The following is a 22,407-nucleotide window of genomic DNA, read 5'->3' on the forward strand; positions in this document are numbered from 1 at the left end:
CCACGCGTCCCAGTGGAGACCTGCTCGCGCGGGATGCGCCGGGCCGGCCGGAAGTCGGTGCGGGTACGGCCTCCGGCGCCGAGAACGTCGAGGCCTCCAGGCGCTTGATCATCCGGCGTACGACGAGCAGCGGCAGGAACCCGATGACGCCGAAGGACATGTCGATGACCGACCACCAGAAGGGGATGCCCCTGATGGGCCCGCAGATCAGGGCGAGCGGGACGATGCCGACGCAGACGATCATCCCGAACTCGACGACCCGGATGTTCCGGACGGGTCGCGGTACACGCCGTAGAAGGCGACCGCGATGACGAGGTGCGCGAAGGCCAGCCAGTCGGTCCCGTAGAGGAGGTACGGTGCCTGCTCGTCGGCGAGGGTGAGCCCGCCCCGCACCCGGGCGATCCACTCGGCGAGCCCGGGCAACAGCTCGGCCACGGGGGCCGCCCAGGACCCCAACGCCTCGTCGAGGAAACGGAGTTCGGTGACGAGCGGGAAGGCGGTGACCCCGCTCAGGACCAGGCAGCTCACTCCCCCGCCCTCACAGCCCCACGATCGCGTTCCACTTCTTCGCGAACTCCTGCCGCTCGTCGGCACGGATGTCGCGGGCGATCGCGAGCCGGCTCCGCATGTCGGCGTCCGGGAAGATCAGCGGGTCCTCGGCGAGGGCGACCAGTTCCTCGTCGCCGGAGTCCGCGAGGACGCTCTGCGCGGCAGGCACGGGGCAGACGTAGTTGACCCAGGCGGCCAGTTCGGCGGCGACCTCGGGCTCGTAGTAGTAGTCGATCAGCTGCTCGGCGTTGGTCTTGTGCTGGGCCCGGTTGGGGATCAGGAGGGACTCGGCCCACAGTTCGCCGCCCTCCTCGGGGACGACGAACTCGATGTCGGGATTGTCTGCCTGGAGCTGGATGACGTCGCCGGAGTACGCCTGACAGGCGAGCACGTCGCCGGTGGACAGGTCCTTGATGTAGTCGTTGCCGGTGAAGCGGCGGATGTGCTTCTTCCGGACGAGCCCCTCGATCTGCTCGCACAGGGCGAGGAAGTCGTCGCGCGTCCACCGGGTCACGTCGACGCCGTTGCCCTGGAGGAGCAGGGACATGGACTCGTCGAGCCCGGAGAGCAGGGTGACCTTGCCGCGCAGGTCGTCGGCCCACAGCTCCTTCGTGGAGCGGAGTTCACGGCCGAGCTTCTTCCGGTTGTACGCGATGCCGGTGATCCCGGACTGCCAGGGCACACTGTGCAGCCGGCCCGCGTCGAAGGCGGGCGAACGCAGCTGCGGGTTGAGGTGCTTCGCGACGTGCGGCTGGGCGGCGCGGTCCATCTCCTGGACCCAGCCGAGGCGGACGAAGCGGGCGGCCATCCAGTCGCTGACGACGATCAGGTCGCGGCCGGTCTCCTGGTGGTTCATCAGGGACGGGCCGATCTTGCCGAAGAACTCGTCGTTGTCGTTGATCTCCTCCGTGTAGCGGACGGAGATCCCGGTGCGCTCGCGGAAGGCGTCCAGGGTCGGGCGCTTCGACGTGTCGTCGTCATCGGTGTCGATGTAGAGCGGCCAGTTGGCGAATTCGAGCGTCCGGTCGCGCGCGGACAGGTCGCGGCCGGCCCGGTCGCGCTCGTCGACGTAGGCGGCGGGCACCCCGCACCCGGCGAGCGCGGCGGCCGCCCCGACACCGCCGATCCCGCGCAGCAGGGACCGGCGGGACATCGTGTTCCTGGCTATCGCTCTCACCGCCCCAGCATCCCCACCGACGGCCACCTGCGGCAATGGACGCTCCGTCGAGCGACAGAGCGCGGCCCCGACACCCTGTCGACCAGGATGCCGGGGCCGCGTGTCACGTGCCGTGGTGCGATCAGCCCAGGGAGGTCATCACGTGCTTGATGCGCGTGTAGTCCTCGAAGCCGTACGCGGAGAGGTCCTTGCCGTAGCCGGACTTCTTGTAGCCGCCGTGGGGCATCTCGGCGACGAGCGGGATGTGGGTGTTGATCCACACACAGCCGAAGTCGAGGGCCTTGGACATGCGCATCGCGCGCGCGTGGTCCTTGGTCCAGACGGAGGAGGCCAGGGCGTACTCGACGTCGTTGGCGTACGCGAGGGCCTGGGCCTCGTCCGTGAAGGACTGGACGGTGATGACCGGGCCGAAGACCTCGTTCTGGACGATCTCGTCGTCCTGCTTGAGGCCGGAGACGACGGTCGGGGCGTAGAAGTAGCCCTTGTCGCCGACGCGGTGACCGCCGGCCTCGACCTTGGCGTGGGACGGGAGGCGGTCGATGAAGCCGCTGACCTGCTTCAGCTGGTTGGCGTTGTTGAGCGGGCCGTAGAGCACGTCCTCGTCGTCCGGCTGGCCGGTCTTCGTCTCGGCGGCGGCCTTGGCGAGCGCGGCGACGAACTCGTCGTGGATGGACTCGTGGACGAGGACGCGGGTGGCGGCCGTACAGTCCTGGCCGGCGTTGAAGAAGCCCGCGACCGAGATGTCCCCGACGGCCGACTCGATGTCGGTGTCCTCGAAGACGACGACCGGGGCCTTGCCGCCCAGCTCCAGGTGGACGCGCTTGACGTCCTTGGCCGCCGACTCGGCGACCTGCATGCCGGCGCGGACCGAGCCGGTGATGGAGGCCATCGCCGGGGTCGGGTGCTCGACCATGGCCTTGCCCGTCTCGCGGTCACCGCAGATGACGTTGAAGACGCCCTTGGGGACGATCTGCCCGATGATCTCGGCCATCAGGACGGTCGACGCGGGGGTCGTGTCCGAGGGCTTGAGGACGACGGTGTTGCCCGCGGCGAGCGCCGGGGCGAACTTCCACACGGCCATCATCATCGGGTAGTTCCACGGCGCGACCTGGGCGCAGACGCCCACGGGCTCGCGGCGGATGATGGAGGTCATGCCCTCCATGTACTCGCCGGCCGAACGGCCCTCGAGCATGCGGGCGGCGCCGGCGAAGAAGCGGATCTGGTCCACCATCGGCGGTACCTCCTCGCTCCCGACGAGGGCGGTCGGCTTGCCGGTGTTCAGCACCTCGGCGGCGATGAGGTCCTCGGCGCGCTCCTCGAAGGCGTCGGCGATCTTGAGGAGCACCTTCTGGCGCTCGGCCGGGGTGCTGTCGCGCCACGCGGGGAAGGCGGCCGCGGCGGCCTCCATGGCGGCGTCGACGTCGGCCTGGCCGGAGAGCGGGGAGGTGGCGTACACCTCGCCGGTGGCCGGGTTGACCACCTCGATGGTGCGGCCGTCGGCCGCATCCCGGAACTCCCCGTTGATGTAGTTACGCAGCCGGCGCAGCTCGGTGGTCACTTGCCACCCCTCCTGTCACGTTCTGACATCGCACGTCCTTGTGCGGCGTCCCGATGGGCGAGACACCCCAGGGTAGTCGCTCGACTGACGCTTTCCATAGCCCCGACCCCCCTCAACTTCGGATTCAGTGAGATCCGGACCCCGTCACAACGAATTTCATCACTTCGGGCTTGCACGACTGACAATCTCGGTGCACAGTGAAGCCGTGGCCAGTCGAAGCACAGACTCCAGAACCGGGACCGGTTCGTCCCCGACGATCGATGCCGTCTCCCTGGCAATCATCGAACAGCTCCAGCAGGACGGTCGCCGTCCCTACGCGGCGATAGGCAAGGCCGTCGGCCTCTCCGAAGCCGCGGTGCGCCAACGCGTGCAGAAGCTGCTCGACCAGGGCGTCATGCAGATCGTCGCCGTCACCGACCCGCTCACCGTGGGATTCCGGCGCCAGGCGATGGTCGGCATCAACGTCGAGGGTGACCTCGATCCGGTTGCGGAGGCGCTGACGGCCATGGCCGAATGCGAGTACGTGGTGATGACCGCGGGCTCCTTCGACCTGATGGTGGAAGTCGTCTGCGAGGACGACGACCACCTGCTGGATGTGATCAACAAGCGCATCCGCACCCTCCCCGGCGTGTGCTCCACCGAGAGCTTCGTCTACCTCAAGCTCAAGAAGCAGACCTATATGTGGGGAACTCGATAATCGTGACCCAGGACCTGTCCAAGACCGCGTACGACCACCTGTGGATGCACTTCACCCGCATGTCGTCGTACGAGAACTCGCCCGTTCCCACCATCGTGCGTGGTGAGGGCACCTACATCTTCGACGACAAGGGCAAGCGCTACCTCGACGGTCTCGCGGGTCTGTTCGTCGTCAACGCCGGACACGGCCGCGAGGAACTGGCCGAGGTCGCGTACAAGCAGGCCAAGGAACTGGCGTTCTTCCCCGTGTGGTCGTACGCCCACCCCAAGGCCGTCGAGCTCGCCGAGCGTCTCGCGGACTACGCCCCGGGCGACCTGAACAAGGTGTTCTTCACCACCGGTGGCGGCGAGGCCGTCGAGACCGCGTGGAAGCTGGCCAAGCAGTACTTCAAGCTGCAGGGCAAGCACACCAAGTACAAGGTCATCTCGCGTGCGGTCGCCTACCACGGCACCCCGCAGGGCGCCCTGTCCATCACGGGTCTGCCGGCCCTGAAGGCCCCCTTCGAGCCGCTGGTCCCCGGCGCGCACAAGGTGCCGAACACCAACATCTACCGCGCCCCGATCCACGGCGACGACCCGGAGGCCTTCGGCCGCTGGGCCGCCGACCAGATCGAGCAGGAGATCCTCTTCGAGGGCGCCGACACCGTCGCGGCCGTCTTCCTGGAGCCCGTGCAGAACGCCGGTGGCTGCTTCCCGCCGCCGCCCGGCTACTTCCAGCGCGTCCGCGAGATCTGCGACCAGTACGACGTGCTGCTCGTCTCCGACGAGACGATCTGCGCCTTCGGCCGTCTCGGCACGATGTTCGCCTGTGACAAGTTCGGCTACGTGCCGGACATGATCACCTGCGCCAAGGGCATGACCTCGGGCTACTCCCCGATCGGCGCCTGCATCGTCTCGGACCGCATCGCGGAGCCGTTCTACAAGGGCGACAACACCTTCCTCCACGGCTACACCTTCGGTGGCCACCCGGTGTCGTCGGCGGTCGCTATCGCCAACCTCGACATCTTCGACAAGGAAGGCCTGAACCAGCACGTCCTCGACCAGGAGGGCAACTTCTTCAACACCCTGAAGAAGCTGCACGACCTCCCGATCGTCGGCGACGTCCGCGGCAACGGCTTCTTCTACGGCATCGAGCTCGTCAAGGACAAGGCCACCAAGGAGTCCTTCACGGACGAGGAGACGGAGCGCGTGCTCTACGGCTTCCTCTCCAAGGCGCTCTTCGAGAACGGCCTGTACTGCCGCGCCGACGACCGTGGCGACCCGGTCATCCAGCTGGCCCCGCCGCTCATCGCCGACCAGGGCACCTTCGACGAGATCGAAGGCATCCTGCGCTCGGTGCTGACGGAGGCGTGGACCAAGCTCTGATCCGCACCTCGCCGCTGGGCCCAGCCCCGCGAGGCACAGGACCTCACGCCGCCCTCACGGCGTGACAACGGCCCGGGCATGCCGCCATCCGAGTGGATGGCGACATGCCCGGGCCGCGTGCTGTCCGTACAAACCGATCTGAATCCTTACGGTGCATCCCTGGCCGCTCCCTGATTCCTCCCGGCGCCAGTGACCGAAAGGCCCGTCTCTTCGTTCCCCCGGACGGGGGAACACAGATCGGACGACATCGAGGTGTACGCGATGGCCCCACCGGACAACGACGTGATCTGGGCGCGTTCCCTGCACTGCGCCCTGGGCGGTTCGGACGCCCTCAGCGGCGTCTCCCTCGGCGTCCGCGAAGGCGAGATCCTCGCCCTCGTCGGCCCGCGCGGCAGCGGCAAGACCACGCTCATGCGCTGCCTGTCAGGGCAGCTCCTCGCCCAGCAGGGCGAGGTCTGGTTCAACAGCAGCCCCGTCCACACCCTCGGCCAGGCCCAGCGCGAACGGCTCCGCCGCGACCGCTTCGGCTGGATCGACCCCGAGCCGGGCCTCGTCCCCGAGCTCACCGGCTGGGAGAACGTCGCCCTGCCCCTGCTGCTCCGCGGCGCCTCCCACCGGGCCGCGAAGACCGCCGCCGTCGAATGGCTGGAGCGCCTCGACATCGGCGTCTGCGCCCGCAAGCGCCCGCACGCGCTCACCCACTCCCAGCGCCAGCGGATCGCGATCGCCCGCGCCCTCGTCACCACCCCGTCGGTGCTCTTCGCCGACGAACCCACCGCCACGCTGCACCGGGCCGACGGGGCGCAGGTCCTGCGCACCCTGACCGCCGCGGCCCGCTCGCACGGCATCACGGTGCTCCTCGCCACCCACGACAGCGAGGTGGCGGCGCTCGCCGACCGTACGGTCGCCCTCCTCGACGGACGCCGGGTCGGCACCGTCCCGCCGGCGTCAGGAGCGGAGGGCGTCACCGCGTGCTCGCTCTCCGTCTAGCCCGTGGGACCCACCCCCTCGTCCTGACACGGCGGCTCCTCGTCGCCGCCGCGGCCGCGGGGGTGGGCTTCCTGCTGCTCTGCACCCTCGGATACGCCGTCGGGCACCCGGCCCAGTCGTCGGCCTCCGTACTGCGCCTGTTGTGGTGCGCCCTGCCGCTCGCCGCGACGGTCCAGTTCGCCGTGGCCGTGGCCCGCACCGACCCCAGCACCCGGCCGCGCCCCGGACTCTCGGCGGTCGGGCTCGGCCCCGTCCGGCTCACGGCCGTCGCGGCCGCGTCGACGGCCGTCGCCTGCACGCTCGGCTCGATGGTCGCGCTCCTGTTCTACCTGCACCTGCGCGGCGACATCACGGGACTGCCCTTCGACGGGGCGGCGGCCGAGCTGCTCGCCGCCGACCAGCCGATGCCGCTCGCCGCCGCTCTCACGCTGCTCGCGATCCTGCCGGTCGTCGCCGCCACGGCGGCGGGCCTCGCGCTGCGCCCGCGCTCCGCTCCCGCCGAGCCGGAGGGCGTCGAGAAGCCGGTGCCGTCCGGCCTGCCGTGGGGTGTCGCCCTGGTCGCGGTCGGCCTCGCCATCGAGACGTACGCGGGCCGCAGCGGCGCCGGGGACGACCTCCCCCTGCCGGGCCGGTTCGACGGCAGCCCGGCGGGCGTCCTCGCCGGGTGGGTGCTCACCGCCTTCGGCCTCGGGCTCGCGGGCCCCGGACTCACGTACGGCTGCGGCCGGCTCCTCCAGGCCGTCCGGCCGGGTGCCACCCGGCTGCTCGCCGGCCGTGTCCTGATGGACGAGTCCCGCCGTATCGGCCGCCCGCTCGGGGTGGTCTCCGCGGTGCTCTCCGGGACGCTCGCGGCGGCCGCGCTGTACGCGTCGGGCACGGGCCCGGCCGCCTTCGGGCCGCTCACCGGTCTCGGCGCGGCCCTGGTCATGGCCTGCACCACGGCCACGCTCCTCACGGCTGCCCTTGAGTCCAAGCAGTGCCGCGCCCACACCACCGAGGCGCTCCTCCGCCTCGGCGCCCCGCCCACGGTCCTGCGCACGGCGGCCCTCATGCGGGCCGGCGCCCTCGTCGCCGTCTTCCTGCCGCTCACCTGGATCGTGGCGGAGCTGGCGGCGCTCCCCCTGACGGCCTGACGGGCGACCCGTCAGGCCGTCAGGCCGTCACGCCGTCACGCCCGATCGGCAGGCGCCCCCTATCGTGGGCCCATGGCGACGCCTCCTCCCGCACACCGGCCGCCCGGTCCGCGCGGGCACGGACGCGAGATCCACACGCTCGGCGAGTTCGACGCGGCGCTCGCCCGGCCCGGCGCGCTCGCCGGGCTCCGCGTGCAGTCCGTCGACCTGACCGACCGGACGTTCGCCCTGCTCACCGCGTACGCGGCGGAGGCCCTCTTCCTCGGCTGCCCCATGGAGCCGGAGGCCGCCGCCAAGGTGCGCGCCGACGGGGCGCTCGTCTTCCCGCCCGTCCCCGACCTGCCCTTCGACCCGTACCGCTCGGGGCTGTACTCCCCCGAGGAGCTCTACGACGGCATCGCCGTGGCCGCCTACGAGTCGACCCCCGACGCCCTCGCGTACACCTGGTTCGAACGGACCAGGGCCGACGGCGACATCTTCTCCTCGATGCTCCGCTCGCTCCACGACGACGCCGTCTCCGACGCCCTCGACGAACTCCTCGAAGGCACGCGGGTCGTCGGCGTGATGGGCGGGCACGCGATGGGCCGGGGCACCGAGGCGTACGCGGGCGCCGCCCGGCTCGGCAGGTCGCTGGCCCGCTCCGGCCTCACCGTCGCGACCGGCGGCGGGCCGGGCGCGATGGAGGCGGCGAACCTCGGCGCGTACCTGGCCCCGTTCCCCGACGGGACCCTCCCGGAGGCCCTCGCCGTCCTCTCCACCGCCCCGTCCTTCACCCCCTCGGTGACGGAGTGGGCCCGCGCCGCCTTCGAGGTACGGGCCCGGTGGCCGCGGGGCGGCGACTCGGTCGGCATCCCCACCTGGTTCTACGGCCACGAGCCGCCGAACCCCTTCGCCGGACACATCGCCAAGTACTTCGCCAACGCCCTGCGCGAAGAAGGCCTGCTCGCCCGCTCCACGGCGGGCGTCGTCTTCCTGCCGGGCGCGGCGGGCACGGTCCAGGAGATCTTCACGAACGCCACCCCGAACTACTACGGCTCCCTGGGCACGCCCACGCCGATGGTCCTGGTCGACCGCGCCCACTGGACCGAACACCTCCCGGCCTGGCCCCTCCTGGAAGCCCTGGCCGCCGACCGGCCGATGGCCTCCCGCATCGCCCTGGTGGACTCGACCGACGAGGCCCCGGCGGCACTGGAACGGCTCCGGAAGGCGTAGCGCCCCTCCGCCGCGCGGCGGAGCCGGACCCGCCTGCCGAGGGACGCCACGCGAGCCCCCCGCCGGGAGGATCGGGGCATGACGCCGAAGAGACTCCTGGCCGACTGGCCGTCCTGGGCGGGTGCCGCCGCGTTCGTCTGGTCACTGCTGTACGCCGCGGGCGCGACCCTCGCCGCCCTCACCACGCCCTCGTTCGGGTACGCGATCCTGGGCAAGGGCACCGGTACGGGCGCCGAGGCGGCCGCGGCGGTGCTGTACGGGGCGTCCGCCGTCCTCGGGTACGCGCTGCCGCGCCGCCCGGCTGCCCGGTGGCCCTCCGGAGCGGCCTGGGCGGTCGTCGCGCTCTGTCTGACCTCGGGCTTCGCCGCCCTCCTCAGCCCCCTCCACCTCTTGTTCTTCCTGTCCCGCAACCAGCCCCCGGTCGACTGGGCGGCGCTCGCCAACCAGTTCCTCGCGGTGCTCGGCGCCGTGCTGTGGGGGTGTGCGGCCCTCGCGCACCGGCGCCGGCGCCTCGGCACCTGCGCGCACTGCGGCGGACACGACCGCACCGCCGTGGGGGCGGACTCCACGCGTGCCGGACTCGTCGCCGGCGCCGCCCTCGTCCCGTACGCCTCACTGAAGACGGCCTGGGCGCTGGGCCTCACCTTCGGGTACACCGGCACCGGCCGACCAGGGGTCGACCCCGAGTACACCAGCGATCTGGGCATCTGGCTGTACGACCACGGGGTCGACGTCACCGCGGTCCTGGCCGTCATCGGCATGGCCCTCGCCTTCGCGCTGACCCGCCCCTGGGGCCGCCGGCTGCCCCGGCCGCCGCTGCTCGCGCTCGGCTGGGCGGGGGCCGGTGCGCTCGCGCCGTTCGGCGCGCTCCTCGCCGCAGTCGGCGTGCTGACCTGGGCGGGACTGATCCACGTCGACCTCGCCGACCACGCGCCCTGGGTGTTCGCCGTCGCCTACGGCGGCTTCTCCTGCTACGGCCTCGCCCTGGCTCGCGCCACCCGCACCTACCAGCGGGCGACCCGCAGGACGTGTGTGTCCTGCTAGCAGCACCCCTCAGGAATCACCGAGCACCACGACGTCCTCCACCGCGAACCGCACGTCGACCGCGGCCCCCTCCGCCGGCGCCTCGCTCAGCGGGAACTCCGCCTCCAGCGGCGGCCCGTCCGCCGGCCGGAGCCGTACCACGACGCGGTCGCCCCGGAAGGTCCGCGACTCGACGGTCCACTCCGACGACTCCGTCGGGACGAGACGCACCCCGCCCGGCCGGACGAGGAGCCGCCGCTCCCCCTGCGGCGATCCCTCCGGCACCGGGACCTTCCCCCACACCGTCTCCGCGACCGTCCCGGCGACCCGCGCCGCCACCACGTTGTCGAAGCCGAGGAAGCGGGCCACGAACTCCGAGGCCGGCCGCGACCACACCTCGACGGGCACACCCGACTGGGCGATCCGCCCGTCCCGCATCACCACGACCCGGTCGGCGAGCGCGAAGGCCTCGCCCTGGTCGTGGGTGACGGCGAGGACCGTCGTCCCGAGCCGCCCGAAGAGCTGCCTCAGCTCGACGACGAGCCGCTCCCGCAGCCCCCGGTCGAGCTGTCCGAGGGGCTCGTCCAGCATGAGCAGCCGGGGCCGGGGCGCCAGCGCCCTCGCCAGCGCCACCCGCTGCTGCTCGCCGCCGGAGAGCGCGGACACCGAGCGCCGCTCGGCCCCCGGCAGCCCGACGAGGTCGAGCAGCTCCCGTACGCGCTCCGCCTGCTCGGCCTTCGCGGCCCCCCGCATCCGCGGCCCGAAGGCGATGTTCCCGCCGACGTCCCGCTGCGGGAACAGCTGGTGGTCCTGGAACATCAGCCCGACGCCCCGCCGGTGCACCGGCACGCCCGCCTGGTCGGCGCCGCCGAGCAGCACCCGGCCGCCGTCGAGCGCCTGGAGTCCGGCGACGACCCGGAGCAGTGTGGACTTGCCGCTGCCGCTGGGACCGAGGACGCACACGATCTCGTGCTCGGCGACCTCCAGGTCCACGGCGTCGAGCGCGGCCCGCTCCCCGAACCGTACGGTCGCGTCCTGGATCGAAAGCATCAGAACTCCCCGGAGGTCCGCTCGGTGCGCAGCCGTTCCAACAGCAACAGGGACACCGCGCACACCACCATCAGAATCGTCGAGAGGGCCATCGCCTGGCCGTAGTTGAGCTCGCCCGGCCGCCCGAGCAGCCGGGCCACCGCCACCGGCAGCGTCGGGCTGTCCGGCCGGGCGATGAAGACGGTCGCGCCGAACTCCCCGAGCGACACGGCGAAGGCGAACCCCGCGGCGATGAGGAGCGCCCGCCGCACCAGCGGCAGGTCCACCTCCCGCCAGGCCCGCCACGGTGACGCGCCGAGCACGGCCGCCGCCTCCCGCAGCCGCTCGTCGACCGCCCGCAGCACCGGCAGCATCGTCCGTACGACGAAGGGGACGCCGACCAGGGCCTGGGCGAGCGGTACGAGGATCCAGCTGGCCCGCAGGTCGAACGGCGGTTCGTCGAGCGTGATGAGGAACCCGAAGCCGACGGTGACGGCCGAGACCCCGAGCGGCAGCATGAGCAGCGCGTCGAAGCCCCGCACGAGCCGTCCGGCCCTCCTCGTGAGCGCCGCAGCGGCGAGACCGCCGATCAGTACCGCGATGCCCGTGGCGGCCGCCGCGTACCGCAGCGAGTTCCCGATCGCCTCCAGCGGCGGCACCAGGAAGGTGCCGGCCTCGTCGAGCGACCCGAGCGCCCGGTAGTAGCCGAGCCCGTACCCCTGCGGCCCGGCGAAGGAGCGCTCCACGAGCACGCCCAGCGGCAGCAGGATCAGCAGCGCCACCGAGACGAGGACGCCCGCGAGCAGCGCCCACTGTCCGAAGCCGCGCGGCCGGCGCGCGGTCGTCTCCGGCGGGACGAGCCGCAGCGCGGTCTCCCGCCGCCGTACCGTCCGGGCGTGCACGGCCAGGATCGCGCCGACCGCGGCGAACTGGACGAGAGTGAGGACGGCGGCCGTCGGCAGGTCGAGCAGCCGGGCGGTCTGCCGGTAGATCTCGGCCTCCAGGGTGGAGTACCCGTCCCCGCCGAGGATCTGGACGACACCGAAGGAGGTGAACGTGAAGAGGAAGACCATCAGGGCCGCCGCCGACACCGCCGGCACGAGCGCCGGCAGGGTCACCGTCCGCCAGGCCGTCCAGCGCGAGGCGCCGAGGACCCGGGCGGCCTCCTCCTGGCGCGGGTCCAGCTGGGACCAGAGGCCGCCGACGGTCCGTACGACCACCGCGTAGTTGAAGAAGACGTGCGCGAGGAGGATCGCCCAGACGCTGGTGTCGAGCCGCAGCCCCCACAGCTCGTCCGTCAGACCGCCCCGGCCGACGAGCGCCAGGAAGGCCGTGCCGACGAGGACGGTCGGCAGCACGAACGGGACCGTGACCACGGCCCGCAGCACGCTCTTCCCCGGGAAGTCGAAACGGGCGAAGACGTACGCGCCGGGCAGCGCCACGAGCAGTGTCAGACCGGTGGAGGCGGCCGCCTGCCACACCGTGAAGCCGAGCACGTCGAGGATGTCCGGCCGGCTCAGCGTCTCGCCGACCCGGCCGAACCGCCAGACGCCGTCGGGCCGCAGCCCGCGGTCGACGATCGACGCGACGGGCCAGGCGAAGAAGACCCCGAAGAACGCGACGGGCAGGGCCATCAGCCCCAGCCGCGTCGCGCTCCCCCGGAGATCGCCCCGGCCCCGCACTACTTCAGGACGAGCGACGACCACTGCTGGATCCACGGGTCACGCTTCTCGGCGATCTTCTCGGGCGCCATCGTCTCCGGCGCGTCGATCACGACGCCGTGCTTCGTGAACAGCTCCGGCAGCGTCGCGTCCTTCGCGACCGGGTTCACGAACATCTGGAGCGGCATGTCGTCCTGGAACTTCTTCGAGATCAGGAAGTCGATCAGCGCCTTGCCGCCCTCGGGGTTCTTCACGCCGTTCAGCAGGCCCGCGAACTCGATCTGCCGGAAGCAGGTGCCGGTGGAGACCCCGGTCGGGGCCACCTTCGGCTGCGGCTCGCCGTACAGCACCTCGACCGGCGGGCTGGAGGCGTACGACACGACGAGCGGCCGGTCGCCCTTGGCCTGCTTGCCGCCGGCCGAACCGGAGAACTCCTGGTTGTAGGCGAGCTCCCAGCTGTCGACGGTCTTCACACCGTTGTCCTTCAGCTTCTTCCAGTAGCCCTGCCAGCCCTCGTCGCCGTACTTCGCGGCCGTACCGAGGAGGAAGCCGAGGCCCGGGGAGGACCGCTCGGGGTTCTCGACGACGAGCAGGTCCTTGTACGCCGGCTTCGCCAGGTCGTCGAAGGTCTGCGGCGGCGCCAGCTTCTTGTCGGCGAAGTACTTCTTGTCGTAGTTGACGCAGATGTCGCCGGAGTCGACCGGGGTGACCCGCTGCTCCTTGTCGAGGCGGTACGCGGCCGGGATCCGGTCCACGCCCTTCGCCTCGTACGGGACGAAGATCCCGTTGTCGAGGGCGCGGGAGAGCAGGGTGTTGTCGACGCCGAAGAAGACGTCGCCCTGCGGGGAGCCCTTGGTCAGGATCTCCTTGTTGACGGCCTCGCCCGCGTCGCCGGCCTTGAGGACCTTGACCGTGTATCCGGTCTCCTTCGTGAACTCCGCCAGCACCTCCTTGGAGGCGTTGAAGGAGTCGTGACTCACGAGGGTCACGGTCTTCGACACGGGCTTGCCGGACTTGCCCGCGTCACCCTTGGCACCGGACTCGGTGCCGCAGGCGGCGAGGGTGGTGACGCCCAGCGCCGCGACGAGCGCGGCGGCGGCCATTCTCTTGGTGCTCGCCGAAATGGTGGTGCTCACTGAGATTCCTCCTGGGTATGACCAGGAAGAGACGCGGCCCTGCCCACGTCCGGGGGAACCCGGACGCGGGCAGGGCGCAACAGCTTGAGTTAACGACCGAACTTCCTACCCAGAATGACCTGGGCAAGGTTCAGAGGGTCTGCGGTCCTACGGTGACCGCACTCTCAGCGCTGTGGCGCTCCCCTGTCGGAATATGGAGATGTGTTCGAGCTCAGACTACAAGGTCAGCGCTCGGAGGCCGCCAGCTGTCCACAGGCACCGTCGATCTCCTGGCCCCGGGTGTCCCGGACGGTCACCGGAACGCCGTGGCGGGCGATGGCGTCGACGAAGGCCCGCTCGTCCTCCGGACGGGACGCCGTCCACTTCGAGCCGGGCGTCGGGTTCAGCGGGATCAGGTTGACGTGCACCCGCTTGTTCTTCAGCAGCTTGCCGAGGAGGTCACCGCGCCACGCCTGGTCGTTGATGTCGCGGATGAGCGCGTACTCGATGGAGACCCGGCGGCCCGACTTCTCCGCGTACTCCCAGGCGGCGTCGAGGACCTCGCGGACCTTCCAGCGGGTGTTCACCGGCACGAGGGTGTCGCGCAGCTCGTCGTCGGGGGCGTGCAGCGAGACCGCGAGGCGGCACTTGAAGCCCTCGTCGGCGAAGCGCTGCATCGCCGGCACGAGACCGACCGTGGACACGGTGATCCCGCGCTGCGAGAGCCCCAGGCCGTCCGGCTCGGGGTCGGTGAGCCGCCGGATCGCGCCGACGACCCGCTTGTAGTTGGCGAGGGGCTCGCCCATGCCCATGAACACGATGTTCGAGAGGCGCGCCGGCCCGCCGGGCACCTCGCCGTCCCGCAGGGACCGCATGCCGTCCACGATCTGGTGCACGATCTCGGCGGTCGACAGGTTCCGGTCGAGGCCCGCCTGCCCGGTCGCGCAGAACGGGCAGTTCATGCCGCAGCCGGCCTGCGAGGAGATGCACATGGTCACCCGCTCCGGGTAGCGCATGAGCACCGACTCCACGAGCGTGCCGTCGTGCAGCCGCCACAGGGTCTTACGGGTGGTGTCGTCGTCGCACGAGATGTGCCGCACGACGGACATCAGGTCGGGCAGCAGCTCCCCGGCCAGCTTCTCCCGCGAGGCCGCCGGGATGTCGGTCCACTGCGCGGGGTCGTGCGTGTACCGCGCGAAGTAGTGCTGCGACAGCTGCTTGGCGCGGAACGGCTTCTCGCCGATCGCGGCGACGGCTTCCTTGCGCTCGGCGGGCGTGAGGTCGGCCAGGTGCCGCGGCGGCTTCTTGGCTTCCTTGGGGGCGATGAAAGTGAGTTCTCCGGGCACAGGACGGGCCACGATCGGGTGTCTCCTCAGACGGCACGAGGTCCGGACAGCCCCGCGTCGGCGGGAAGCGCGGCATGACGATGCCGAAGCCAGGAGACCTCACTGGAGCGTCCTCGCGGTGGCGAGGACGGCGGAAGGGCCCGCGGCGCACGCGCCACGAGCCCTTCCAGAGTACCCGCTGTCCGTCAACCGTCTCCGACGGACGGAATCGACCGGCCTCTCAGCCCGTCCCCACGAACAGCGCGAGCAGCAACCACACCACCGGCGCCGTCGGCAGCAACGAGTCCAGCCGGTCCATGATGCCCCCGTGGCCCGGGAGCAGCGTGCCCATGTCCTTGATGCCGAGATCGCGCTTGATCATCGACTCGCCGAGGTCACCGAGCGTCGCGCTCGCCGCCACCGCCAGACCGAGGATCAGACCCTGCCACCAGGTCCCGTCGTCGATCATGAACTCCATGCACAGCGCGCCCGCCGCCATCGCGAACGCCACCGCGCCGCCGAGACCCTCGCGGGTCTTGCCGGGGCTGATCCTCGGCGCCAGCTTGTGCTTGCCGAAGCGCCAGCCGACCGCGTACGCACCGGTGTCGCTGACCACCGTCAGGATCAGGAAGGTCAGCACCCGCTGCGGACCGTCGTCCGCGGTGAGCAGCATCGCCACGAACGTCGCCAGGAACGGCACGTAGAACGCGGCGAAGACACCCGCCGTGACGTCCTTCAGGTAGCCCTCGGGGGGCTCCGTCATCCGCCAGACGAGTACCGCGAGCGCCGTCAGCGCCATCGCCACCCAGGCGCCCTCGGGGCCCCTGACGTAGCCGGCGACGACCATCGCCGCACCGCCGACCGCGAGCGGCACCAGCGGAGCCTTGATGGCCTTGCGCTCCTGGAGGCGGGACGTGAGCTCCCACAGCCCGACGACCACGGCGACCGCGATCACCCCGACGAACGCCGGCTTCCAGATGAACAGCGACGCGACGATGACCGCGCCGAGACCGACTCCGACCCCTATGGCCGCGCCCAGGTCACGCCCCGCGCTCTTCTTCTGCCGGGGCGCCGTCGGCGCGGGCGGCGGAGGCGGGGTGGGGCTGGACATGGGCTCCTGCGGGTGCTCGTGCGGCGTCTCGTCACGGAACAGGGGACCGCTCTGGTGAGCGGCCCCCCGGCCGTGACCGTCCTGGAATCCGCCGGCGGGAACGTCGGGCACGATGGGCATGGGCCGAGTCTGCGCCGCCTGATGCCGATCGTATGCGGGACCCGCCGGGGCAGGCCCCTGGTCGGGTCCCCGGCGGCCGCTGCCGCCCGGGGCCCCCCAGGAAGAGTCGTTCATCAGACCTCGAGCAGCTCGGCTTCCTTGTGCTTGAGCAGCTCGTCCACCTGCGCGACGTACTTCGCGGTGGTGTCGTCGAGCTCCTTCTCCGCGCGACGGCCGTCGTCCTCGCCGACCTCGCCGTCCTTGACGAGCTTGTCGATGGACTCCTTGGCCTTGCGGCGCACGGCGCGGATCGAGATCTTCGAGTCCTCGGCCTTGCTCTTGGCCACCTTGATGTACTCCCGGCGGCGCTCCTCGGTCAGCTCGGGGAACACCACCCGGATGATGTTGCCGTCGTTGCTCGGGTTGACACCGAGGTCCGAGTCGCGGATCGCCTGCTCGATGTTGCGCAGCGCGCTCTTGTCGAACGGGGTCACCACAGCCATGCGCGGCTCCGGAACGGAGAACGACGCCAGCTGGTTGATGGGGGTGATGGCACCGTAGTAGTCCGCCACGATCTTGTTGAACATCGCCGGGTGCGCACGGCCGGTGCGGATCGCGGCGAAGTCCTCCTTGGCGACCACGACGGCCTTCTCCATCTTCTCCTCGGCCTCGAGGAGGGTCTCTTCGATCACCACATGCTCCTGCGTGTCGTCGCTTTGTGTCCTGCACGGTGGGTACGACCGGCAGGGCTCTGTCCATCCCCTTGCGGGGCGGTTCCCGGTTCGGGTGTCAGGCCCGGGTGCCCTGGTCGCTCACGAGCGTGCCGATCTTCTCACCCTTCACCGCGCGAGCGATATTGCCCTCGGTGAGCAGTTCGAAGACGAGGATCGGGAGCTTGTTGTCCCGGCACAGGGTGATGGCGGTGGCGTCGGCGACCTTGAGGTCACGGGAGAGCACCTCGCCGTACTCCAGCGCGTCGAACTTGACCGCGTGGGGGTTGGCCTTCGGGTCGGAGTCGTAGACCCCGTCCACGCCGTTCTTGCCCATGAGCAGGGCCTCGGCGTCGATCTCCAGGGCCCGCTGGGCCGCGGTGGTGTCGGTGGAGAAGTAGGGCATGCCCATGCCCGCGCCGAAGATGACGACGCGGCCCTTCTCCAGGTGGCGCACGGCACGCAGCGGAATGTACGGCTCGGCGACCTGGCCCATGGTGATGGCGGTCTGGACGCGCGAGTCGATGCCTTCCTTCTCCAGGAAGTCCTGGAGGGCGAGGCAGTTCATCACGGTGCCGAGCATGCCCATGTAGTCGGAGCGGGCCCGGTCCATGCCGCGCTGCTGGAGCTCGGCGCCACGGAAGAAGTTGCCGCCGCCGATCACCACCGCGATCTCCGCGCCGTCGCGTACGACCGCCGCGATCTCACGCGCGATGGCGTGCACGACGTTGGGGTCGACGCCCAGGCCCGTACCGCCGGAGAAGGCTTCTCCGGACAGCTTCAGCATGTAGCGGCCGGCCTTTTTGCCGTTGTTGTCGTCGCCCTGTACGGCGCCCTGGTTCATGGAGATCTCCTCGTGCACATACGAAGGAGGCCATTGCCTTGGGTCCTCGCGGTATCCCGTACGGCAATGGCCTCCTCGTCAGATCTGCGGTCGTCCTGCGCGGGGGCGGACGACTGCCTCAGACCCTACCGGGGTCCGGTGTCCGTCGCGTTCGCGGACGGACTCAGATGCCGACCTTGATGCGGGTGAAACGCTTCAGGGTGACACCGGCCTCGTCCAGGACCTGCTGGACGGACTTCTTGTTGTCAAGGGCGTACGGCTGACCGAGCAGCGTCGCGTCCTTGAAGAAGCCGTTCACGCGACCCTCGACGATCTTCGGGAGCGCGGCCTCGGGCTTGCCCTCGGCGCGGGTGGTCTCCTCGGCGACGCGACGCTCGGTCTCGACGACCTCGGCCGGGACGTCCTCACGGGTGAGGTACTTCGGCGCGAAGGCGGCGATGTGCTGGGCGACACCCTTGGCGACGGCGGCGTCGGCCTTGTCGAACTCGACGAGGACACCGATCTGCGGCGGGAGGTCCGGCATCGTGCGGTGCATGTACGCGAAGACGAAGCCGTCGGCGTACTGCGCGAAGCGGTCCAGGACGATCTTCTCGCCGAGGTTGGCGTTGGCCTCGTCGACGAACGCCTGGACGGTCTTGCCGGCCTCGATCTCGGAGGCGAGCAGCGCCTCCAGGTCGGCCGGGGCGGTCTTCGCGACGTGCTCGGCGAGCTCGGCGGCGACGGCCTGGAACTTGTCACCCTTGGCGACGAAGTCCGTCTCGCACTTCAGCTCGACCAGGACACCGGAGGTGTTGTCGTCGGCGATGAGGGAGACCACGGCGCCGTTCTCGGCGGAGCGGCCCTCGCGCTTGGCGACACCCTTCTGGCCCTTGATGCGCAGGGCCTCGACGGCCTTGTCGACGTTGCCGTCGGCCTCGTCCAGGGCCTTCTTGCAGTCCATCATGCCGGCGCCGGTGAGCTCGCGGAGCTTCTTGACGTCAGCGGCGGTGTAGTTCGCCATGAGTCTGTTTCTCTCTCGAAGTCTGAAAGATCGGGCGGGTCCACGGGTGGACGGCGGGGGCTTCGTGAGCCCCCGCCGTCGTCACCCGAAGGTCCTGAAGGGTCAGGCCTGCTCGGCGTCCGCGGCCGGAGCCTCGGCGTCCGCGACCTCGGCCTCGGCGGCCGGAGCCTCGGCGACGGCCTCGGCGGCGTCGGCAGCCTCGGCGTCCGCGACCTTCTCGGTCTCGGCGGAGGTCTGGACCTCGGCGTCGTCGGCCTTCTTCTCACCCTCGAGCAGGTCGCGCTCCCACTCGGCGAGGGGCTCGCCGGCGGCCTTCTCGCCCGGCTTCGAGTCGCCGGTCGCGGCGCCGGAGCGGGCGATGAGGCCCTCGGCGACAGCGTCGGCGATCACGCGGGTGAGCAGGGTGACGGAGCGGATCGCGTCGTCGTTGCCCGGGATCTTGTAGTCGACCTCGTCGGGGTCGCAGTTGGTGTCGAGGATCGCGACGACCGGGATCTTGAGCTTGCGAGCCTCGCCGACGGCGATGTGCTCCTTCTTGGTGTCCACGATCCAGACGGCGCTGGGCACCTTGGACATCTCGCGGATACCGCCAAGGGTCTTCTCCAGCTTGCCCTTCTCGCGGGAGAGGACCAGGAGCTCCTTCTTGGTGAGGCCGGAGGCGGCCACATCCTCGAAGTCGATCTGCTCAAGCTCCTTGAGGCGCTGCAGACGCTTGTAGACGGTGGAGAAGTTGGTGAGCATGCCACCGAGCCAACGCTGGTTGACGTACGGCATGCCGACACGCGTCGCCTGCTCGGCGATGGCCTCCTGGGCCTGCTTCTTCGTACCGACGAACATGATGGAGCCGCCGTGCGCGACGGTCTCCTTGACGAACTCGTAGGCGCGGTCGATGTACGACAGCGACTGGAGCAGGTCGATGATGTAGATGCCGTTGCGCTCCGTGAAGATGAAGCGACGCATCTTCGGGTTCCAACGACGGGTCTGGTGACCGAAGTGGACGCCGCTTTCCAGCAGCTCCCGCATCGTGACGACGGCCATGGCCGTATCTCCTTGGGTTTCTCGGTTGTTTTCCTGACGCCCCGACGCGCCATGCCCACAAGGGACCGAAAGGCGCTGCCACGACCGGTGAGGGCTATGGCGGGGCGTGCGAAGTCGACCCGGTGTCCCGAGTCGCCATAGGAAGTGTACGGGACCCCGGGAGCGGCGGGTGACGGCGCTGTCCACAACCGGCGGGTAGTCCACAGAAACCGTCGCCGACCCCCGCGAACCGCTCCCCCGGGGCAGCCTTCCCCCATGTACTTCGCGACCTTGCTCCTGGCCCTCGGCCTGCTGTGGCCGGTGGGCCCGCCCCCGCCCGAGATCCTCCGCGGCTGGCAACCCCCGGCCGGCCCGTACGGCCCCGGCCACCGCGGCGTCGACCTGGCGGCCGCCCCCGACGCCCCGGTCCTCGCCCCGGCGGCGGGCACGGTCTCGTTCGCGGGCCCGGTCGGCGGCCGCGGGGTCCTCACCCTCACCCTCCCGGGCACGGGCACTCCCCCACTGCGCACGACCTTCTCTCCGGTGACCCCTCTGGTGAAGGCGGGCACCCGGGTCACCGCGGGCACCCCCGTGGCCCGCGTCACACCGAGCACCCACTGCCCACGGACCTGCCTCCACTGGGGCCTGCTCCGCGGCGACACCTACCTGAACCCGCTGCTCCTGACCCGGAGAGCCCCTTCACGGCTGCTGCCGACGGGCGGCTGACCGGGGAGGGACCCCCGGTCCGCCAGGAGTGCGCGGATCCGGTCGGCGGACCGGGCCTGTGAAGCACGCACGGTCAGCCAGGAGCCGTCCGCGCAGGCGATGTCCACCCGCCGCCGCAGCCTTCGCGGCCACGGGGTGGCCCGCACGCCCGCGTGCGGGAACGACACCGCCTCCGACGCCTCCTGCCAGGGGGCCCGCAGGGAGACTCTCCCGTCCGCCACGACGAGCAGCCCGTCCGCTTCCTCGGTGCGCAGCGCGTCCCTCAGCCAGTACGCCGTGTGGACCGCGAGGACGAGCCGTCCCGCGTCGCTGTCCCAGCCGCCCCGCATGCCCGGCCCGGCCCACAGTCGCGTCAGGAGCCTGGAGGCCTTCCGCGCCGGCTCGAACAGCGCGGCGAGCGCCTCGAAGGGGTCCTCCGGCAGCGAGAGCAGGAAACGGAGGAGGAAGAAGGCGCACACGGCGTCCCTTCTCGTCCGGCGCGGGTGGGCCGGCAAGCGCCGTACCGCCGGCCGTCGCCCGTATCTCGGCAGTCCCACCCCGAACTCCATGCCCCCACCCCCGGGGGAACTCTAGAGGGCTGCGGTGCGGCCCGCGAAGGTTCAGGCCGAGGAGCCGCTGACGCCGTGGAGGGCCATGGTGACCGCCGCTTCCGCGATGGTCGCGGGGTCCTCCGCCGCGCCGAGTTCGATGCGGCGGACGGCCGCGTCGACGACGCCCTGGAGGAGCATGGCGCCCAGGCGGGGCTCCTGTTGGCCCAGGGCGGCGAGGGCTTCGACGATCATGGTGACGAGGCCGCCGTGGGCCGCGCGGATCTTCTCGCGGGCCCCGTCGTCCAGCTCGCTCGCCGAGATCGCGACGACCGCCCGGTGGCGCCGGTCCCCGACCAGGGCCAGCTGCGTGCGGACGTACGCCTCGACCTTGCCCTCGGGCGTCTCGGCGCCGGCCATGGCGGTCTCGACCTCGGCGGCCCAGACGGGGAAGTCGACGGCGCACAGCTCTTCGACCACGGCCGCGCGTGAGCGGAAGTACTCGTACACCGAGGACCGGGCCAGGCCCGTGCGCTCGGCGAGTGCGGGGAAGGTCAGCGCCTCCGTACCGCCCTCGGACAGCAGGGAACGCGCGGCGTCCAACAGGGCGCCTCGCTGCATCGTCCGGTGCTCGGCCACGGAGGCCGCTCGAATCCTGGGCACGGCTCCACTGTACGACCGGCCCCGGGTGGCTCAACGTCCGACGTCGGCCAGTTTGGCGCGGAGCTGGAGGACCGACTTGGTGTGGATCTGGCTGACGCGGCTCTCGGTGACGCCGAGGACGTGGCCGATCTCGGCCAGCGTGAGGCCCTCGTAGTAGTAGAGCGTGACGACGGTCTTCTCGCGCTCGGGGAGTGTGTTGATCGCCCGGGCGAGCAGTCGGCGCAGCTCGCGGTCCTCCGCGACCTCGACGGGGTTGTCCGCCGCCGTGTCCTCCAGCGTGTCCATCAGGGAGAGGCGGTCGCCGCCCTCTCCCCCGACGTGCAGCAGCTCCTCCAGGGCGACCACGTTCGCCAGGGACAACTGGCTGAAAACCGCGTGCAGTTCCTCCAGCGTGACGTCCATCTCCGCGGCGACCTCGCTCTCGGAGGGGGTGCGCCGGAGCTGGGCTTCGAGGGTCGCGTAGGCGCGCTCGACGTTGCGCGCCTTCTGGCGGACGGAGCGGGGGATCCAGTCCAGGGCTCGCAGTTCGTCGATCATGGCGCCGCGGATGCGGGTGATCGCGTACGTCTCGAACTTGATGGCGCGCTCGACGTCGAACTTCTCGATGGCGTCGATGAGGCCGAAGACCCCGGAGGAGACGAAGTCGGCCTGTTCCACGTTGGACGGCAGCCCCACGCTGACGCGTCCGGCGACGTACTTGACGAGCGGCGAGTAGTGCAGGATCAGCTGCTCCCGCAGCCGCTCGTCGCCCGAGTCCTTGTACGAGCGCCACAGCTCGTCGAGCGAGGTCGGTGCGGGTGGTCGCACGGCGCCCCGGGCTGCTGGGGGCACCGCAGCGCGGTCAGACCCGGAGGTGTGCTGGGGCATGCGTTGCCTT

General features: G+C 71.0%; 21 protein-coding genes, 1 pseudogene and 1 riboswitch. Of the genes and pseudogenes, 7 read left to right on the forward strand and 15 right to left on the reverse strand.

Translation table 11 applies throughout. The features are described 5' to 3' along the window. Positions 1-58 precede the first annotated feature (58 nt). From ACIBG6_RS13500 to ACIBG6_RS13510, 3 genes and pseudogenes are all read right to left on the reverse strand, one after another. A pseudogene (locus ACIBG6_RS13500) lies at positions 59-528 on the reverse strand (hypothetical protein); the annotation flags it as partial. A gap of 10 nt (positions 529-538) precedes the next feature. Then, complete coding sequence (locus tag ACIBG6_RS13505; protein WP_399222767.1) at positions 539-1,702, reverse strand: spermidine/putrescine ABC transporter substrate-binding protein; 1,164 nt, start codon at positions 1,700-1,702, stop codon at positions 539-541. A 145-nt stretch (positions 1,703-1,847) separates the two neighbouring features. Beyond that, complete coding sequence (locus ACIBG6_RS13510; RefSeq protein ID WP_399222768.1) at positions 1,848-3,284, reverse strand: gamma-aminobutyraldehyde dehydrogenase; 1,437 nt, start codon at positions 3,282-3,284, stop codon at positions 1,848-1,850. Between the two features lie 190 nt (positions 3,285-3,474). Here ACIBG6_RS13510 and ACIBG6_RS13515 point away from each other — a divergent pair, with 190 nt between their 5' ends. The 6 genes from ACIBG6_RS13515 (at position 3,475) to ACIBG6_RS13540 (ending at position 9,724) form a co-directional block, all read left to right on the forward strand. Further along, complete coding sequence (locus ACIBG6_RS13515; protein ID WP_399222769.1) at positions 3,475-3,981, forward strand: Lrp/AsnC family transcriptional regulator; 507 nt, start codon at positions 3,475-3,477, stop codon at positions 3,979-3,981. After that, positions 3,966-5,345, forward strand: coding sequence for an aspartate aminotransferase family protein (locus ACIBG6_RS13520; RefSeq protein WP_317599592.1), 1,380 nt, complete (start codon positions 3,966-3,968; stop codon positions 5,343-5,345). Before ACIBG6_RS13515 ends, ACIBG6_RS13520 begins: the two co-directional genes overlap by 16 nt. Positions 5,346-5,606: 261 nt before the next feature. Beyond that, the gene (locus ACIBG6_RS13525; protein ID WP_399222770.1) at positions 5,607-6,335 is read left to right on the forward strand and encodes an ABC transporter ATP-binding protein; all 729 of its coding nucleotides are present in this window, start codon (positions 5,607-5,609) and stop codon (positions 6,333-6,335) included. Continuing rightward, on the forward strand, positions 6,317-7,468 hold the full coding sequence (locus ACIBG6_RS13530) for a hypothetical protein (RefSeq protein ID WP_399222771.1): 1,152 nt from the start codon (positions 6,317-6,319) through the stop codon (positions 7,466-7,468). Before ACIBG6_RS13525 ends, ACIBG6_RS13530 begins: the two co-directional genes overlap by 19 nt. A 72-nt stretch (positions 7,469-7,540) precedes the next feature. Next, entirely contained in the window at positions 7,541-8,680 is a 1,140-nt protein-coding gene (locus ACIBG6_RS13535; protein ID WP_399222772.1) for an LOG family protein, read from the forward strand. 78 nt (positions 8,681-8,758) lie between these two features. Beyond that, positions 8,759-9,724 carry a hypothetical protein gene (locus ACIBG6_RS13540; RefSeq protein WP_399222773.1) on the forward strand — a complete coding sequence of 322 codons (966 nt, stop codon included), beginning with the start codon at positions 8,759-8,761 and terminating at the stop codon, positions 9,722-9,724. A 9-nt stretch (positions 9,725-9,733) separates the two neighbouring features. Here ACIBG6_RS13540 and ACIBG6_RS13545 read toward each other — a convergent pair whose 3' ends face one another. The 9 genes from ACIBG6_RS13545 to rpsB all read right to left on the reverse strand — a co-directional run bounded on the left by ACIBG6_RS13545 (position 9,734) and on the right by rpsB (position 19,635). Beyond that, complete coding sequence (locus tag ACIBG6_RS13545; RefSeq protein ID WP_399222775.1) at positions 9,734-10,753, reverse strand: ABC transporter ATP-binding protein; 1,020 nt, start codon at positions 10,751-10,753, stop codon at positions 9,734-9,736. After that, on the reverse strand, positions 10,753-12,366 hold the full coding sequence (locus tag ACIBG6_RS13550) for an ABC transporter permease (protein WP_399222776.1): 1,614 nt from the start codon (positions 12,364-12,366) through the stop codon (positions 10,753-10,755). The genes ACIBG6_RS13545 and ACIBG6_RS13550 overlap by 1 nt, the downstream gene beginning before the upstream one ends. A 47-nt stretch (positions 12,367-12,413) precedes the next feature. After that, on the reverse strand, positions 12,414-13,496 hold the full coding sequence (locus tag ACIBG6_RS13555) for a thiamine ABC transporter substrate binding subunit (RefSeq protein WP_399223346.1): 1,083 nt from the start codon (positions 13,494-13,496) through the stop codon (positions 12,414-12,416). Positions 13,497-13,613: 117 nt separating this feature from the next. Beyond that, positions 13,614-13,724, reverse strand: a riboswitch (TPP riboswitch). Between the two features lie 29 nt (positions 13,725-13,753). Continuing rightward, a complete protein-coding gene (gene rlmN / locus ACIBG6_RS13560; RefSeq protein ID WP_317599585.1) occupies positions 13,754-14,866 on the reverse strand; it encodes a 23S rRNA (adenine(2503)-C(2))-methyltransferase RlmN in 1,113 nt (370 codons plus the stop codon). Positions 14,867-15,074: 208 nt separating this feature from the next. Continuing rightward, complete coding sequence (locus tag ACIBG6_RS13565) at positions 15,075-16,178, reverse strand: phosphatidate cytidylyltransferase (protein ID WP_399222777.1); 1,104 nt, start codon at positions 16,176-16,178, stop codon at positions 15,075-15,077. Then, complete coding sequence (gene frr / locus ACIBG6_RS13570; protein WP_317599582.1) at positions 16,178-16,735, reverse strand: ribosome recycling factor; 558 nt, start codon at positions 16,733-16,735, stop codon at positions 16,178-16,180. Before frr ends, ACIBG6_RS13565 begins: the two co-directional genes overlap by 1 nt. Positions 16,736-16,832: 97 nt before the next feature. Further along, positions 16,833-17,597, reverse strand: a complete 765-nt coding sequence (pyrH, locus tag ACIBG6_RS13575; protein ID WP_356677385.1) for a UMP kinase — start codon at positions 17,595-17,597, stop codon at positions 16,833-16,835. A 163-nt stretch (positions 17,598-17,760) separates the two neighbouring features. Beyond that, positions 17,761-18,597 (reverse strand): translation elongation factor Ts, encoded by an 837-nt coding sequence (gene tsf / locus ACIBG6_RS13580; protein WP_384139333.1) that lies wholly within the window; start codon positions 18,595-18,597, stop codon positions 17,761-17,763. Between the two features lie 102 nt (positions 18,598-18,699). After that, positions 18,700-19,635 carry a 30S ribosomal protein S2 gene (gene rpsB / locus ACIBG6_RS13585; RefSeq protein ID WP_399222778.1) on the reverse strand — a complete coding sequence of 312 codons (936 nt, stop codon included), beginning with the start codon at positions 19,633-19,635 and terminating at the stop codon, positions 18,700-18,702. Between the two features lie 255 nt (positions 19,636-19,890). On the opposite strand from rpsB, the gene ACIBG6_RS13590 reads away from it, so the two are divergent. Continuing rightward, on the forward strand, positions 19,891-20,340 hold the full coding sequence (locus tag ACIBG6_RS13590; protein ID WP_399222779.1) for a murein hydrolase activator EnvC family protein: 450 nt from the start codon (positions 19,891-19,893) through the stop codon (positions 20,338-20,340). Here ACIBG6_RS13590 and ACIBG6_RS13595 read toward each other — a convergent pair. The 3 genes from ACIBG6_RS13595 to whiG all read right to left on the reverse strand — a co-directional run bounded on the left by ACIBG6_RS13595 (position 20,277) and on the right by whiG (position 22,397). Beyond that, positions 20,277-20,798, reverse strand: coding sequence for a hypothetical protein (locus ACIBG6_RS13595; RefSeq protein ID WP_399222780.1), 522 nt, complete (start codon positions 20,796-20,798; stop codon positions 20,277-20,279). The two genes, ACIBG6_RS13590 and ACIBG6_RS13595, sit on opposite strands and share 64 nt — an antisense overlap. A gap of 141 nt (positions 20,799-20,939) precedes the next feature. Next, entirely contained in the window at positions 20,940-21,488 is a 549-nt protein-coding gene (locus ACIBG6_RS13600; protein ID WP_399223347.1) for a TetR/AcrR family transcriptional regulator, read from the reverse strand. A gap of 72 nt (positions 21,489-21,560) precedes the next feature. Then, the gene (whiG, locus tag ACIBG6_RS13605) at positions 21,561-22,397 is read right to left on the reverse strand and encodes an RNA polymerase sigma factor WhiG (RefSeq protein ID WP_392301076.1); all 837 of its coding nucleotides are present in this window, start codon (positions 22,395-22,397) and stop codon (positions 21,561-21,563) included. Between the last annotated feature and the right edge of the window lie 10 nt (positions 22,398-22,407).

It is taken from the genome of Streptomyces sp. NPDC050842 (genome assembly GCF_044456565.1).
Lineage (GTDB): Bacteria > Actinomycetota > Actinomycetes > Streptomycetales > Streptomycetaceae > Streptomyces.